This is a genomic window from Streptomyces sp. NPDC012637, from assembly GCF_042954805.1.
GTDB lineage: Bacteria > Actinomycetota > Actinomycetes > Streptomycetales > Streptomycetaceae > Streptomyces.
Genome location: NZ_JBIBDS010000008.1, coordinates 306,399 through 319,860 on the forward strand (window position 1 = coordinate 306,399; position 13,462 = coordinate 319,860).

The window sequence follows — 13,462 nt, forward strand, 5'->3', positions numbered from 1 at the left end:
TCCCGCCGTTCAGGCGATCACGTTGTGTCATCGCGGGACGTCTTCGACTACCCGACACCGGTGTGCGACTTTGGCGCCGTGATGACTCGAATCGCCCGTGTCCTCGCCGGAACGGCCGTGGTCGTGGCCCTCGCGGCATCGGCCGCTTGCGGGAATGACCCGACCAACAACACGAACAACGTGACGGATCCCACAGCGGAGCCGACGAGTAGCACGGAGGCGGACAGCACGGAGAGGCTCTTCCCCCCGGGCGGAGGCGGCCAGGCCGCGCCGGTTCGCGTGCCGACCGCCAAGGTGAACGAGACGAAGGAGGTGACGGTGGAGGTCAAGAACGGCACCGGGAAGCCCCAGTCGTACAAGCCCCCGAGTGCGACCCCGAACAACCACAAAGCACAGTTCGCGGCGTCGCTCCCTTCCTGCCCTGCCTCCGTGCCCCCCGAGGGGACGTGTCGGTTCCCCGTCAGGGTCACCCCCCGCGAGGCGGGCTCCTACTCCGGAGTGCTCACTGTGGAAACCTCCGAGGGCGAAACACTCATCGTGCCCATTTCCGGGGAGGCGGTCGGGGACGAACCCACGGACACCGTGTCTCCGACGAGCGAGATCCCCCTCCCCACCGAGCCGACCCCGACCGAGACCGAGATCGTGCCGACGGAGACCGAGCCGGAGCCCGAGATCACCTGACGGCCTCTTTCAGCTCCACGCGCACGGTGTCGTCGTCTGGCAGCACGACCGTCATGTGGTCGGTGCGCCGCGAGGCATGGGAGACCAGGTAGAAGCGCGACCGAGACTTCGCGAGCAGGCGGAATCCCGTGTACTGGTACCGGTACGGGCCCTTGGCCGTACCCACGTCGTGGTGGTCGATCCCCTTCGCGTCGTGTGTGAGCGGGATGCGCGAATAGACCACCACGCGCAGGCTCCCCGCGTGGCCCCCGTCGATGGCGCTCAAGGCATCGCCCTCCCCTGCATCGCCCACGTACCGGGTCATGCCGAAGAACAGGCTCATGGCCAGCAGCCCGATCAGCAGGGCGCCGCTGGCGGCCCACATGCGTTCGGCGGTCTCGTCGCGTCGGGCCGGGTCGTCCGCGCGCCGCTGCAGACGCTGCTGCACGGCGAAGAACGCCAAGGTGGCCCCCGCGGCCACCACGAGGATCGGGACGTACTCGGTCACCCACCAGCTTTCCGGGAAGGGCAACGGAATCCGCTGGCCGAAGAAGACCGGGAATCCCAGCATCGCCATGAGGAGGCCGACGACGAGCAACGACCGGTACACCATGCGCCGCCGGCGCGCATTCCCGGGACGGGCCAGCACATGGCCGACGCGGCCGAGGACCAGCAGCACGGCCAGTCCGCAGACCAGCAGGAACCATACGGGGCCGAAGATCGCGTCCGGGCTCCTGGCCAGATAGGCCTGGACGGAGAGCTGGAGGTCGCTCGGCGGCACGCCGAAGGCCGCGTAGTAGGCGTCGGTGTACACGCTGCCGAAGTAGTACAGCAGGCCGATGACGGCGGTTCCCGGCGCCACCACGTACGCCGCCTTGGCCAGCAGACCCAGGCTCGGCGGTGGCGGCGCCGGCGCGGATGGATCCCCTGGCGGCGCGGACATGCCGCCAGTCTCCGCGCCGCCGCCCCACCCCGCACGTACGGTCAGGCCAACCGGCCTACTCCCACGGCACCTGCGGCGACCGGTAGAAGTCCACGCCCAGCGCGCTCAGCCGCGGCCCCTGCTGGGCCAGCCTCAGCCGGTAGGCCTCCCAGTCGTGGCGCGCCGCCGGTGACCAGCCCAGTTCGGCGATGCCCGGCAGGCGCGGGAAGGCCATGTGGTCGATGTGGGCGCTCGTGGAGACGGTCTCCGTCCACAGCGGCGCCTCGACGCCCGCGACGGCCGACTCGGGCAGGCCCGGCAGCAGGGTCGCCGGGTCCCAGTCGTAGGACCGTCGGACCTCGACGTAACCCGCCCAGGACAGGCCGAGCGGGGTGTCCTTCGTGTACTTCATGTCGAGGTAGGCCCGGTCGGCGGGCGAGAGGACCACCTTGGTCCCGGCCCGCGCGGCCGCCGCGACCCGTTCCTTCTCCGTCGCCGACGAACGGTCGAGGCCCCACCACTGGGCGAGCGCGCCCCGGGCGGGCCGGGCGCCGGTCAGCTGGTGCCAGCCGATGACGGTCTTGCCGTACTTCGCGACGACCGGCTGCACCCGCTCCATGAAGGCGACGTAGTCGGCGTGGCTGGTGGAGTGCGCCTCGTCGCCGCCGATGTGGAGGTAGCGGCCGGGCGTGAGGGCGGCGAGCTCGCGTACGACGTCGTCCACGAAGTCGTACGTGACCTCCTTGGGCACGCAGAGGGAGCTGAAGCCGACGCTCGTGCCCGTGTAGAGGGGAGGGGCGACGCCGTCGCAGTTGAGCTCGGCGTAGGAGGCGAGGGCCGCGTTGGTGTGGCCGGGCATGTCGATCTCGGGCACGACCTCCTGGTAGCGGGAGGCTGCGTAGCGGACGATCTCGCGGTAGTCGTCCTTGGTGTAGTGGCCGCCGGGACCGCCGCCGACCTGGGTGGAGCCGCCGTGGGTGGCGAGCCGGGGCCAGGAGTCGATCGCGATGCGCCAGCCCTGGTCGTCGCTCAGGTGCAGGTGCAGCTTGTTGATCTTGTAGAGGGCGAGCTGGTCGATGTAGCGCTTGACCTGGTCGACGGTGAAGAAGTGCCGGGAGACGTCGAGCATCGCGCCCCGGTAGGCGAAGCGCGGGGCGTCCCGGACGGTGCCGCCGGCGATCTTCCAGGGTCCGGCCTGCACGGTGCGCTCCTCGACGGCCGCGGGCAGCTGCTGGCGCAGGGTCTGCACGCCGCGGAAGAGCCCGGCGTGCTCGTGGGCGGTGAGGGTGACGCCGCCGCGGCCGGAGCGCAGCTCGTAGCCCTCCTCGCCGAGCGAGGTGGCGCGCCGGTCGATGCGGAGCAGGATGCCGCCGCGGGCCGCGCCGTCGTCGACGACGGGCAGCGGATAGCCGGTGGAGGGCCGGAGCACCCCGGCGAGGTAGCGGCCGATCTCCCGGGTCGCGCGGTCGCCGGAGTCGACGCGGACGGTGGTGGCGGGGCCGAGGGTGTACGGCGCGCCGCCGGGCGTCACGGAGGCGGGAGCGGGCACGACGTCGCCGAGCGGCCTCACGGGCGGCTCGGCGGCCGCGGTCCGCGCGCCGGGGAGGCCGGCCACGGCGAGGAGCAGGGAGGAGAGGACGAGGAGCCGGGAGGAGCGGAGGAGCGGAAACGTTCTGCGCGGTCGCACGGGCATGTCCCTTTCGATGGTGGTCGACTGCGGGCATGGCGTATCCGAACGGTCACCATGCGTACCGTGTGCCCCATCGCGGGTCAAGGTGTAGACCAATTAGCCCATCTGGCGGCGCCATCCCGGCCCCTCCTGCCCGATATCGGGCAGGATTCTTGCAATGCCCCACCGGTACCCCTCAGTATTCACGGGTGCTCGAACGCCGACCGTCGCACGACGACCTCATCGACCATCTGGTCCGCAGCACCGCGCTCCAGCGCGGTGAGGCCGCCCGGGTGGTGCTCGACGTGCTGGCGTACTTCGACGAGTCGACGGAGGACTTCGTCCGGCGCCGCCACCGCGAGCTGCAGTCGGGCGGCGCGGTCAACGCCGAGATCTTCGAGCGGATCGCGGCCGAGCTGCCGCACCGCGCGGTGGCGCCGCCGGAGCTCTCGCTCCGGCAGCTGCGCCGGATCGTCTACGGCTGACCCCCGGGGCTCCCGCCCCCTCGGTCACCCGGCCGGGCACACCCACTGACTTCTGGAGGACTGACACCTTTATGTGCGGAATCGTCGGTTACATCGGCAAGCGCGACGTCGCTCCCCTGCTGCTCGAAGGACTTCAGCGGCTCGAGTACCGGGGTTACGACTCCGCCGGCATCGTCGTCACCAGCCCGAAGGCCGCCGGCCTGAAGATGGTGAAGGCCAAGGGCCGGGTCCGCGACCTGGAGGCCCGCGTCCCCAAGCGCTTCGCGGGCACCACCGGCATCGCGCACACCCGCTGGGCCACCCACGGCGCCCCGAGCGACGTCAACGCCCACCCGCACCTCGACCCCGAGAACAAGGTCGCCGTCGTCCACAACGGCATCGTCGACAACGCCGCCGAGCTGCGCGCCAAGCTGGAGGCCGAGGGCGTCGTCTTCGCCTCCGAGACCGACACCGAGGTCATCACCCACCTGATCGCCCGCTCCCAGGCCGACTCCCTGGAGGAGAAGGTCCGCGAGGCGCTCAAGCACATCGAGGGCACCTACGGCATCGCCGTCATGCACGCCGACTTCAACGACCGCATCGTGGTGGCCCGCAACGGCTCCCCGGTCGTCCTCGGCATCGGCGAGAAGGAGATGTTCGTCGCCTCCGACGTCGCCGCCCTGGTCGCCCACACCCGCCAGGTCGTCACCCTCGACGACGGCGAGATGGCCACCCTGAAGGCCGACGACTTCCGCACCTACACGACCTCGGGCGCGTCCACCAACGCCACCCCGGAGACCGTCGAGTGGGAGGCCGCCTCGTACGACATGGGCGGCCACGACACCTACATGCACAAGGAGATCTCCGAGCAGCCCGACGCGGTCGACCGCGTGCTGCGCGGCCGGATCGACGACCGCTTCTCCACCGTGCACCTCGGCGGCCTCAACCTGGACGCCCGCGAGGCCCGCTCCATCCGCCGGATCAAGATCCTCGGCTGCGGCACCTCGTACCACGCCGGCCTGATCGGCGCCTCCCTCATCGAGGGCATGGCCCGCATCCCGGCCGACGCCGAGCCGGCCTCCGAGTTCCGCTACCGCAACCCGGTCGTGGACCCCGACACCCTCTACATCGCCGTCTCCCAGTCCGGCGAGACGTACGACGTGCTCGCCGCCGTCCAGGAGCTCAAGCGCAAGGGCGCCCGCGTCCTCGGCGTGGTCAACGTGGTCGGCTCCGCCATCGCCCGCGAGGCCGACGGCGGCGTCTACGTCCACGCGGGCCCGGAGGTCTGCGTCGTCTCCACCAAGTGCTTCACCAACACGGTGGTCGCCTTCGCGCTGCTCGCCCTGCACCTCGGCCGCATCCGCGACCTGTCCGTCACCGACGGCAAGCGGATCATCGCGGGCCTGCGCAAGCTGCCCGGCCAGATCGAGGAGATCCTCAAGACCGAGGACGAGATCAAGAAGCTGGCCAAGGAGTACGCGGGCGCCCAGTCGATGATGTTCATCGGCCGCGTCCGGGGCTACCCGGTCGCCCTGGAGGCCTCCCTCAAGCTGAAGGAGATCTCCTACATCCACGCCGAGGCCTACCCGGCCTCCGAGCTGAAGCACGGCCCGCTCGCCCTCATCGAGCCGGCCCTGCCGACGGTCGCCATCGTCCCCGACGACGACCTGCTCGAGAAGAACCGCGCCGCCCTGGAGGAGATCAAGGCCCGCAGCGGCCGCATCCTCGCGGTCGCGCACCAGGTGCAGGAGAAGGCCGACCACACCATCGTCGTGCCGAAGAACGAGGACGAGCTCGACCCGATCCTCATGGGCATCCCGCTCCAGCTCCTCGCGTACCACACCGCGCTCGCCATGGGCCGCGACATCGACAAGCCGCGGAACCTGGCCAAGTCCGTCACGGTCGAGTAGCGGGGCCTCCGGGCCTGTCCCCCGGACCCCCGCCCGCCGGGCCTGTCCCCCGGCGTCGGCCGGACACCACAGCGGTCCCCGTGCTTCCCAGGAGCACGGGGACCGCTGCTTTCCGCGTGGTGGTGCGGATCAGCTCGCCGCGGCCGCGCGGGAGCCGCGGGCCAGCGAGGTCGGCCAGCCGGCCACCGCCGCCGTCGCGCCGTACCAGGCCGCCAGCCCGGCCACCGCGGCCACCCAGCCGCCCGCCTTGCCGAGGCCCGAGTTGTCGGCGAGGGCGCCGATGCCGAGCAGCAGCAGGGCGACGAAGAGCAGCCCGTACACGCCCTGCCCGAAGAGCCCGCTGCCGCCCGAGGCCATGGTCAGGGTGAGCGCGAGGAGCGCCCACAGCAGCAGGAAGAGACCGACGGCCTCGGCGGAGCCGCTGTCGCCGACGCCGGTGCCCCAGGTGAACCAGAAGGCGCCGAGCGCCGAATAGGCCGTGCCCTCACCGGTGTTGCCCGCGCGCAGGGCGAGCAGGCCGACGAGGAACAGGGCCACACCGCCGACCCAGGTCGCGAGCCCCGCCGCATCCGCCGCGCCGACGTGGTCGATCACGCCGGTGGAGCCGATGCCGAAGGCCAGCAGGGTCAGTCCGAGTGCGAGGTGTCCGAGGGTGGAGGTGCTGTTTCCCGCGGTGGCGTCATTGGACACGGCGGGCTCCCTTCAGGTGTGCAGTTGTGCTGCTTGGGCTGCTTTGTTCCGGTGAGCTTTATGTACCCTTCACAAGCGCACAATTCACCTGAGCAAGGCCGAAATTATGGCCGGAACAAGGGAGTTGAGCAGAGCGCCCCGAGGGGCTGACGGTGCCGCTGTGACGGGATCACGGACCGTGGGACTCGGGGACCACGAGACCACAGGACCACACGACCACAGGATCCGGGATCACGGGATCACGGGATCACGAGATCACGGGACCACGGGCTCTACGGGATGACGACGACCGGGCGCTGGGCGCGTCGCGCGAGGCGGCCGGCCACCGAGCCGAAGATCCGCCCGACCACGCCGTGCGTGGAGCCGACCACGATCGCGTCGGCGGAGTACTCCCGGCCGACCTCTTCCAGCTCGTGGCAGATGTCGCCGCCGCGCTCGACCAGGATCCACGGCACCTCGGAGAGGTGCTCCGCGCAGGCCAGCTCCAGGCCGAGGACCTCGGTGCGGTGGTCCGGCACGTCGACGAAGACCGGCGGCTCGCAGCCGGCCCACACGGTGGTGGGCAGCCGGTTGGCGACGTGCACGATGATCAGGCCGGAGCCGGAGCGGCGGGCCATGCCGATGGCGTACGCGAGGGCGCGTTCACTGGACGTCGAGCCGTCGAATCCGACGACGACACCGTGCCGGAAGGCCGGGTCGCAGGCGTGACGGGGCTGTTCCACCGCGAGGGGGTCGACCGTGGAGTCGGCGACGCGCTTGCGGTCCGCGGGTTCGGGGAATTCGTGACCGGCCATCGGTGTCTCGGCGAAGAGGGTCCTCTGGGAGGGACGGAAAGGACGGGGAGGAACAACGGTTGGCGGCGGAGCTGTGTCCGGGAATCATCTTCCCAAGCCCATACCCCCAAGGGTACGGCGACACTCCTCCCGTGCCCAGGGGCGTCCGCCGGGCGCCGTTACGGCGTTCCAGGGAGCATGCACGAGCCCCGCGCCGTAGCGCAATGCCGGATGTGCCCTACAGGCGTCCGTACGGGGGCCAAACGGACGCCCCCCGCAGTGACCGGAACGTTCCGCTCCTCGTTGCCACAGGTCAACGCCACCGTCGCAGGGAGCCCGCCCGTGCCCGCACCGTCGCCCATGGACACCGACGACCGCCTCGACCCCGCCGCCCTCGCCTCCGCCGAGACGGTCACCGCGTTCCTCGCGCCCCCCGGCGCCGCCCCCGCCGATCCCCGCGCCCCGCGCCCGCGCGGGCGCCGCCGGGCGCGGGAGACGGGCGGTCCGGGCGAGCGCGGGGCGCCGGCCGGCGGCGCCGGGCCGGACGCGGCGAGCGACGTGGTCCGCTGGGCGGTCTTCTGCTGCGCGCTCGTCCCGGTCGTCCTCGTGGTCTACGGGACCTCGCTGGGCGGCGCGGCCGGCACCGCGCTCGGCCTGGCAGCCGTGACGGCGGCCTGCCGGGTGCTGCTGCGGCGCTCCGAACGGGGTCTGCGGGCCGAGCGCCACTCTCGGAGTTGACAGGGTCGCACAGCCGATCCCGTATGTTTTCGGCCAAGTTCCTGTGCTCGGTCGGACCTTGGCCGAAGACCGCTCAACCCGCGTAGTTCCAGGCATCACCGCCCTGTACTGGGCTTCCTGATCGAACGCTTCACGCCAAGTGGCCATGTCGACAATGTGCCGGAAGGAGAACTTGTCGCTCGGGCGCCACGGGACGCAGTAGATTCGATCATGGATACCGAAGACTGGGGTCTCGCGCAAAACCGAGGGGAAACGTGGCACAGCGACACGACCAGGGAGACGCCAACACCGAGGGGGGCTTAGCGTCATGAGCCAGGACCACTCCGCCGCACCGGAGGCGGCACGGAAGCTGTCCGGGCGCCGCCGTCGCGAAGTCGTCGCGGTACTGCTGTTCAGCGGTGGCCCCATCTTCGAGAGCTCCATCCCGCTCTCCGTTTTCGGCATCGACCGCCAGGACGCGGGGGTGCCACGCTACCGACTGCTCGTATGCGCCGGCGAGGACGGCCCCCTGCGGACCACAGGCGGGCTCGAACTCTCCGCGCCGTACGGCCTGGAGGCGATCAGCCGGGCAGGCACCGTCGTGGTGCCCGCCTGGCGCTCGATCACCTCGCCGCCGCCCCCGGAGGCGCTCGAAGCGCTCCGCCGGGCACACGAGGAGGGCGCGCGCATCGTCGGTCTGTGCACCGGCGCGTTCGTCCTCGCCGCGGCCGGCCTGCTCGACGGCCGCCCGGCGACCACGCACTGGATGTACGCGCCGACGCTCGCCAAGCGCTACCCGTCGGTCCACGTGGACCCGCGGGAGCTCTTCGTCGACGACGGCGACGTGCTGACCTCGGCCGGCACCGCGGCCGGAATCGACCTGTGTCTGCACATCGTGCGGACCGACCACGGCACGGAGGCCGCGGGCGCCCTGGCGCGCCGGCTGGTCGTCCCGCCGCGGCGCAGCGGCGGTCAGGAGCGCTACCTCGACAGGTCTTTACCCGAGGAGATCGGCGCCGACCCGCTGGCCGAGGTCGTCGCCTGGGCGCTGGAGCACCTCCACGAGCAGTTCGACGTGGAGACGCTGGCGGCGAGGGCGTACATGAGCCGTCGTACGTTCGACCGCCGTTTCCGCTCCCTGACCGGCTCGGCGCCGCTGCAGTGGCTGATCACCCAGCGGGTGCTCCAGGCACAGCGGCTCCTGGAGACCTCCGACTACTCGGTCGACGAGGTCGCGGGGCGCTGCGGCTTCCGCTCGCCGGTGGCCCTGCGCGGCCACTTCCGGCGGCAGCTGGGCTCCTCGCCGGCGGCCTACCGGGCGGCGTACCGGGCCCGGCGGCCACAGGGCGAGGGCGCCACGGCGGTCCTCGACACGGTCGTCCCGGGCCAGGTCCAGACGGTCCCGCGCCGCCCCGGGCACCTGCTGGAGCCCGGAAAGCCGTCGTCGGACGCCTTCACGGCGGGCCGCCCGGCCCTCCCGGGCCAGCGCAGCGCGCCGTAACCGGCCCCGAATGCCGCGTGAGCCACAAGCCGCGCACCGAGAAACCGAAGGGCTCCCCAGGACACCTCCTGGCGGGGCCCTTCGGCCATCCTGCGGTCGTCGTCCGCGTTCGGCCATAAGGTAGGACGCATGAACGATCGCATGGTGTGGATCGACTGCGAGATGACCGGGCTCTCGCTGACGGACGACGCACTCATCGAGGTGGCCGCGCTGGTCACCGACTCGGAACTGAACGTGCTCGGCGAAGGGGTGGACATCGTGATCCGCCCGCCGGACGCGGCCCTGGAGACGATGCCCGAGATCGTGCGCCAGATGCACACGGCCTCGGGCCTGCTCGACGCGCTCGCGGAGGGCACCACCCTGGCCGACGCCGAGGCGCAGGTCCTCGCGTACGTCCGCGAGCACGTCAAGGAGCCCGGCAAGGCCCCGCTGTGCGGGAACTCGGTCTCCACCGACCGCGGCTTCCTCGCCCGGGACATGCCCGCGCTGGAGAGCCACCTCCATTACCGGATCGTCGATGTCTCCTCGGTCAAGGAACTGGCACGCCGCTGGTACCCGAGGGCGTACTTCAACAGTCCGGAGAAGAACGGCAACCACCGGGCGCTCGCCGACATCCGCGAGTCCATCGCCGAGCTGCGCTACTACCGCGAGGCGGTCTTCGTGCCGCAGCCCGGTCCGGACTCGGAGACCGCGAAGCAGATCGCGGCCCGACACGTCCTCCCGGCCGAGTAGCGGCCCCGCCGAGCAGCCGCTCGCGCCCGCCGGACCCCCTCGGGGAAAACGTGTGCGCGAGCACCCCCCAAGACCCTGTAGACTTCTTCTCGGCCGGTCAGGGAAGCCCTCGGGCGAGTGACCGGTCGTGGTGGGTATAGCTCAGCTGGTAGAGCACCTGGTTGTGGTCCAGGATGTCGCGGGTTCGAGTCCCGTTACTCACCCTGTAGACCGAGGCCCCGGTTCGGAAGAACCGGGGCCTCGGTCGTTTTGCCGTACGGACCCGTCCCGCCCCCCGGAGGGGCGGGACCGAGCGGCCCGGGTCAGATCACCGGCGGGCGGCCCAGGCGGCCCATGCGCCAGACCGTGGACCAGCTCATCGGGCGGCGGGTGCCGCCGGAGCGGCGGACGCCCTCGAAGAAGCCGGCGAACCAGGCCCGCAGGCCCGGCAGGGAGCGGGTGCGGGCCAGGGTGAGGAGGGTCCACACGCCCAGGTAGACGGGGACGAGCAGGACCGGGAGGTTCCGCTTGGCCAGCCACACCCGGTTGCGGGCGGTCATCCGGTAGTAGACCGCGTGCCGGGCCGGGCTGGTCTTCGGGTGCTGGAGGAGCAGCTCCGGCGCGTACCGCACGGTCCAGCCGTCGTCGAGGGCGCGCCAGGCCAGGTCGGTCTCCTCGTGGGTGAAGAAGAAGTCCTCGGGCCAGCCGCCGATCCGGTCGAGCATGCGCATCGACAGGCCGTGGCCGCCGCCGAGGAAGGTGGTCACCTCGCCGCCGCGCATCGGGTCCTTCGCGCCGAGCCGGGGCACGTGCCGCCGCTGCGTCTCGCCGTTCTCGTCGGCGATGCGGAAGGAGACGACGCCGAGCGCCGGCTCGGCCTCGTACAGGTCGACGAGCCGGCGGAAGACGTCCGTGTCCACGAGCAGGCCGTCGTCGTCGAGGTCCACCAGGACGTCGACGTCGCCGAAGGAGCGGAGCGTCTCGATGGCGACGTTGCGGCCGCCGGACACCCCGCGGTTCTCCGGGAGCTCCACCCCGTGCACGCCGTCCGGCAGCTCGGCCAGCGTCCCGGCGCCGTTGCCGATCACGACGACCCGGGTGGCCGGCTCGTCCTGCGCGGCCACCGAATCGAGCAGCGCCCGCAGCTCCTTCGGGCGCGTGCCCATCGTCAGCACCGCCACACCCACACGCGGTCGCGCCACAGCCCACTCCGTCCGTCGATCACCATCCCGGGTCCCGCGATGCTAACGGGCCCGCGTCCCCGCCCGTTCACGTGGAGGGCACACGGCGCACGCCCGGGCGTCATGATCGCCGCGGTCGCCGCGTGGGCCGGGACCTCCCGGCACACCGGGCGTCAGCGCAGGTCGCGCCGCATCAGGATGCGGGGATGGCCGGCGAGGACCGAGGTGGTGCCGGCGACGTGGACGAAGCCGGCGCGCTCGAAGTTCCTGCGCAGTCCGGCGTAGGCCATGGTCAGGTCGACCCGGGCGTCGCCGTTGTCCAGCGGATACGCCTCGACGACGGGCGCGCCCCGCTCGCGGGCGAACTCGACGGCACCGGCGATCAGCGCGTGCGAGATGCCCTGCCTGCGGTGGCCGGGCCGGACCCTGATGCACCACAGCGACCACACCGGCAGGTCGTCGACGTGCGGGATCTTCCGGCTGTGCGCGAAGCTCGTGTCCGCGCGCGGCGCCACGGCCGCCCAGCCGACCGGCTCGTCCCCGTCGTACGCGAGGACGCCCGGCGGCACCGACCCGTGGCAGAGCTCGGAGACGTACTCGCCACGGGCCGGGCCGCGCAGCTCGTTGTTGAGCCTGGACGGGATCCGGTAGCTCAGGCACCAGCAGACGGTGGCCGTCGGCGACTTGGGGCCGATGACGGCGGCGGTGTCCGCGAAGTCCGAGGCCGGCCGCACCTCGATGGTCATCCCGTTCTCCCTGTCACACCGTTCCCCCGCTCCATCCCGTTCTCCCCTCTCTTCCCGCCACCCTCCCACGGGGCTCCTTCGGCCGCCCGGGTGACGTGGCCGGGTGACTTCCGCGACCCCGGCGAGCTGTCCCCGTGCGGCCGCGCGGGGCCGCACTACCGTCGCGCCATGTCCAGGCGCACGAGAAGGAGGAGCGGCCCCGCCGGCCGTCCCGTCACCGCCCTCGCCCTCGCCCTCCTCCTCGCCGCGGGCCTCACCGCCGGCTGCGCGACCGACCCGCCCGTGCCGCGCCCCGCCTGGGCCGGAGGGATGGAACCGGAAGGGCGGCCGGTCACGCTGACCGTCGGTGTCTTCGGGTCCTTCGGACTCAAGGAGGCCGGGCTCTACGACACGTACATGCGGTTGCACCCGGACGTCGCGGTCCGCCAGACCTCCGTCGAACGCAACGAGAACTACTACCCGCAGCTGATCACCCATCTCGTCACCGGCTCCGGCCTCGCCGACGTGCAGGCCGTCGAGATCGGCAACATCGCCGAGGTCGTCGGCACGCAGGGCCACCGCCTGGTGGACCTGGGCGCGGTGCCCGGGGTGGACCGGCGGGCGTTCCTGCCGTGGAAGTGGGCGCAGGGCACGGGCCGGGACGGGCGTACGGTCGGGCTCGGCACCGACATCGGCCCGCAGGCCGTCTGTTACCGCAAGGACCTGTTCGCCCGCGCCGGGCTGCCGACCGGGCGGGAGGCGGTGGGGCGGCTGTGGGCCGGGGACTGGCGGCGCTTCCTCGCCGTGGGCCGGCGGTTCGCCGGGCGGACGCCGGACCGGGTCGCGTTCACCGACTCGGCGTCGGGCGTGATGGCGGCCGTCATCAGCAGCGGTCCGCTGCGCTTCTACGACGGGCGCGGCGCCCTCGTCGTCGGCACCAACCCGGCCGTGCGGGAGGCCTGGGACCTCGCGGCCGCCTTCGCCCGGGAGGGGCTGACCGCCCGGCTCCAGCAGTTCACACCCGGCTGGGACCAGGGCTTCGCGAACGGGACCTTCGCGACGGTCGCCTGCCCGGCCTGGATGCTCGGCTACATCCAGGACAAGGCGGGCCCGGCGGGCGAGGGCCGCTGGGACGTGGCCGCGGCGCCCCGGCCGGGCAACTGGGGCGGCTCCTTCCTCGTCGTCCCCAGGACCGGCCGGCACCGGGCGGAGGCCGCCCGCCTGGCCGCCTGGCTGACCGCCCCCGCCCAGCAGGCCCGGGTGTTCGCGCTCCGCGGCAGCTTCCCGAGCACCTCGGCCGCCCACGCCGTGCCGGCGGTGGCGTCGGCCCGCCACCCGTACTTCGGCGACGCTCCGGTGGGCGCGATCTTCACGGCGGCGGCGCGGGGCGTGCCGACGGCTCCGGTCGGCCCGAAGGAGGGCCTCGTCGCGCAGCACCTGTCCGACGTCGGCATGCTCCAGGTCGACCAGGCGGGCCGCGACCCGGACGAGGCCTGGGCGGCGGCGCTGCGGTCCATCGACAACGCGCTGGACCGGTGA

Annotated in this window: 13 protein-coding genes and 1 tRNA gene; 8 read left to right on the forward strand and 6 right to left on the reverse strand. The window is 72.3% G+C overall.

Features of this window, described 5'->3' with window-relative positions:
* Window positions 1-78 precede the first annotated feature (78 nt).
* Window positions 79-681, forward strand: coding sequence for a hypothetical protein (locus ACFY8W_RS29785; RefSeq protein ID WP_391111739.1), 603 nt, complete (start codon window positions 79-81; stop codon window positions 679-681).
* On the opposite strand, the gene ACFY8W_RS29790 is transcribed toward ACFY8W_RS29785, so the two are convergent.
* Both ACFY8W_RS29790 and ACFY8W_RS29795 read right to left on the reverse strand, forming a co-directional pair.
* Complete coding sequence (locus ACFY8W_RS29790; RefSeq protein ID WP_391111742.1) at window positions 674-1,603, reverse strand: hypothetical protein; 930 nt, start codon at window positions 1,601-1,603, stop codon at window positions 674-676. The two genes, ACFY8W_RS29785 and ACFY8W_RS29790, sit on opposite strands and share 8 nt — an antisense overlap.
* Window positions 1,604-1,658: 55 nt before the next feature.
* The gene (locus tag ACFY8W_RS29795; protein ID WP_391111744.1) at window positions 1,659-3,275 is read right to left on the reverse strand and encodes a family 20 glycosylhydrolase; all 1,617 of its coding nucleotides are present in this window, start codon (window positions 3,273-3,275) and stop codon (window positions 1,659-1,661) included.
* A gap of 185 nt (window positions 3,276-3,460) precedes the next feature.
* Here ACFY8W_RS29795 and ACFY8W_RS29800 point away from each other — a divergent pair, with 185 nt between their 5' ends.
* Both ACFY8W_RS29800 and glmS read left to right on the forward strand, forming a co-directional pair.
* Complete coding sequence (locus ACFY8W_RS29800) at window positions 3,461-3,736, forward strand: hypothetical protein (RefSeq protein WP_041662420.1); 276 nt, start codon at window positions 3,461-3,463, stop codon at window positions 3,734-3,736.
* Window positions 3,737-3,807: 71 nt separating this feature from the next.
* Window positions 3,808-5,625: a glutamine--fructose-6-phosphate transaminase (isomerizing) gene (glmS, locus tag ACFY8W_RS29805; RefSeq protein WP_391111747.1), complete on the forward strand. Its 1,818-nt coding sequence runs from the start codon at window positions 3,808-3,810 to the stop codon at window positions 5,623-5,625.
* Between the two features lie 129 nt (window positions 5,626-5,754).
* Here the strand turns inward: glmS and ACFY8W_RS29810 are convergent, their stop codons facing one another.
* Together ACFY8W_RS29810 and ACFY8W_RS29815 are read right to left on the reverse strand one after the other, a co-directional pair.
* Window positions 5,755-6,315 carry a GPR1/FUN34/YaaH family transporter gene (locus tag ACFY8W_RS29810; protein WP_391111751.1) on the reverse strand — a complete coding sequence of 187 codons (561 nt, stop codon included), beginning with the start codon at window positions 6,313-6,315 and terminating at the stop codon, window positions 5,755-5,757.
* Between the two features lie 272 nt (window positions 6,316-6,587).
* Complete coding sequence (locus ACFY8W_RS29815; RefSeq protein WP_384409196.1) at window positions 6,588-7,109, reverse strand: universal stress protein; 522 nt, start codon at window positions 7,107-7,109, stop codon at window positions 6,588-6,590.
* 321 nt (window positions 7,110-7,430) lie between these two features.
* On the opposite strand from ACFY8W_RS29815, the gene ACFY8W_RS29820 reads away from it, so the two are divergent.
* The 4 genes from ACFY8W_RS29820 (at window position 7,431) to ACFY8W_RS29835 (ending at window position 10,241) form a co-directional block, all read left to right on the forward strand.
* Window positions 7,431-7,826: a hypothetical protein gene (locus ACFY8W_RS29820; RefSeq protein ID WP_391111754.1), complete on the forward strand. Its 396-nt coding sequence runs from the start codon at window positions 7,431-7,433 to the stop codon at window positions 7,824-7,826.
* A 307-nt stretch (window positions 7,827-8,133) separates the two neighbouring features.
* Window positions 8,134-9,306 (forward strand): helix-turn-helix domain-containing protein, encoded by a 1,173-nt coding sequence (locus tag ACFY8W_RS29825; protein WP_391111757.1) that lies wholly within the window; start codon window positions 8,134-8,136, stop codon window positions 9,304-9,306.
* Between the two features lie 129 nt (window positions 9,307-9,435).
* On the forward strand, window positions 9,436-10,038 hold the full coding sequence (orn, locus tag ACFY8W_RS29830) for an oligoribonuclease (RefSeq protein ID WP_391111759.1): 603 nt from the start codon (window positions 9,436-9,438) through the stop codon (window positions 10,036-10,038).
* A 130-nt stretch (window positions 10,039-10,168) separates the two neighbouring features.
* Window positions 10,169-10,241, forward strand: a tRNA-His gene (locus tag ACFY8W_RS29835).
* A 99-nt stretch (window positions 10,242-10,340) separates the two neighbouring features.
* Here the strand turns inward: ACFY8W_RS29835 and ACFY8W_RS29840 are convergent.
* Window positions 10,341-11,219, reverse strand: coding sequence for a glycosyltransferase family 2 protein (locus ACFY8W_RS29840; protein WP_391111762.1), 879 nt, complete (start codon window positions 11,217-11,219; stop codon window positions 10,341-10,343).
* Between the two features lie 152 nt (window positions 11,220-11,371).
* On the reverse strand, window positions 11,372-11,944 hold the full coding sequence (locus ACFY8W_RS29845) for a GNAT family N-acetyltransferase (RefSeq protein WP_391111765.1): 573 nt from the start codon (window positions 11,942-11,944) through the stop codon (window positions 11,372-11,374).
* 168 nt (window positions 11,945-12,112) lie between these two features.
* On the opposite strand from ACFY8W_RS29845, the gene ACFY8W_RS29850 reads away from it, so the two are divergent.
* Window positions 12,113-13,462 carry an extracellular solute-binding protein gene (locus tag ACFY8W_RS29850; protein ID WP_391111768.1) on the forward strand — a complete coding sequence of 450 codons (1,350 nt, stop codon included), beginning with the start codon at window positions 12,113-12,115 and terminating at the stop codon, window positions 13,460-13,462.

Coding starts and splice junctions, on each gene's coding strand:
- ACFY8W_RS29790 (WP_391111742.1), bottom strand. CDS start 1,603: ATGTCCGCGCCGCCAGGGGATCCATCCGCGCCGGCGCCGCCACCGCCG.
- ACFY8W_RS29795 (WP_391111744.1), bottom strand. CDS start 3,275: ATGCCCGTGCGACCGCGCAGAACGTTTCCGCTCCTCCGCTCCTCCCGG.
- glmS (WP_391111747.1), top strand. CDS start 3,808: ATGTGCGGAATCGTCGGTTACATCGGCAAGCGCGACGTCGCTCCCCTG.
- ACFY8W_RS29815 (WP_384409196.1), bottom strand. CDS start 7,109: ATGGCCGGTCACGAATTCCCCGAACCCGCGGACCGCAAGCGCGTCGCC.
- ACFY8W_RS29825 (WP_391111757.1), top strand. CDS start 8,134: ATGAGCCAGGACCACTCCGCCGCACCGGAGGCGGCACGGAAGCTGTCC.
- orn (WP_391111759.1), top strand. CDS start 9,436: ATGAACGATCGCATGGTGTGGATCGACTGCGAGATGACCGGGCTCTCG.
- ACFY8W_RS29845 (WP_391111765.1), bottom strand. CDS start 11,944: ATGACCATCGAGGTGCGGCCGGCCTCGGACTTCGCGGACACCGCCGCC.
- ACFY8W_RS29850 (WP_391111768.1), top strand. CDS start 12,113: ATGTCCAGGCGCACGAGAAGGAGGAGCGGCCCCGCCGGCCGTCCCGTC.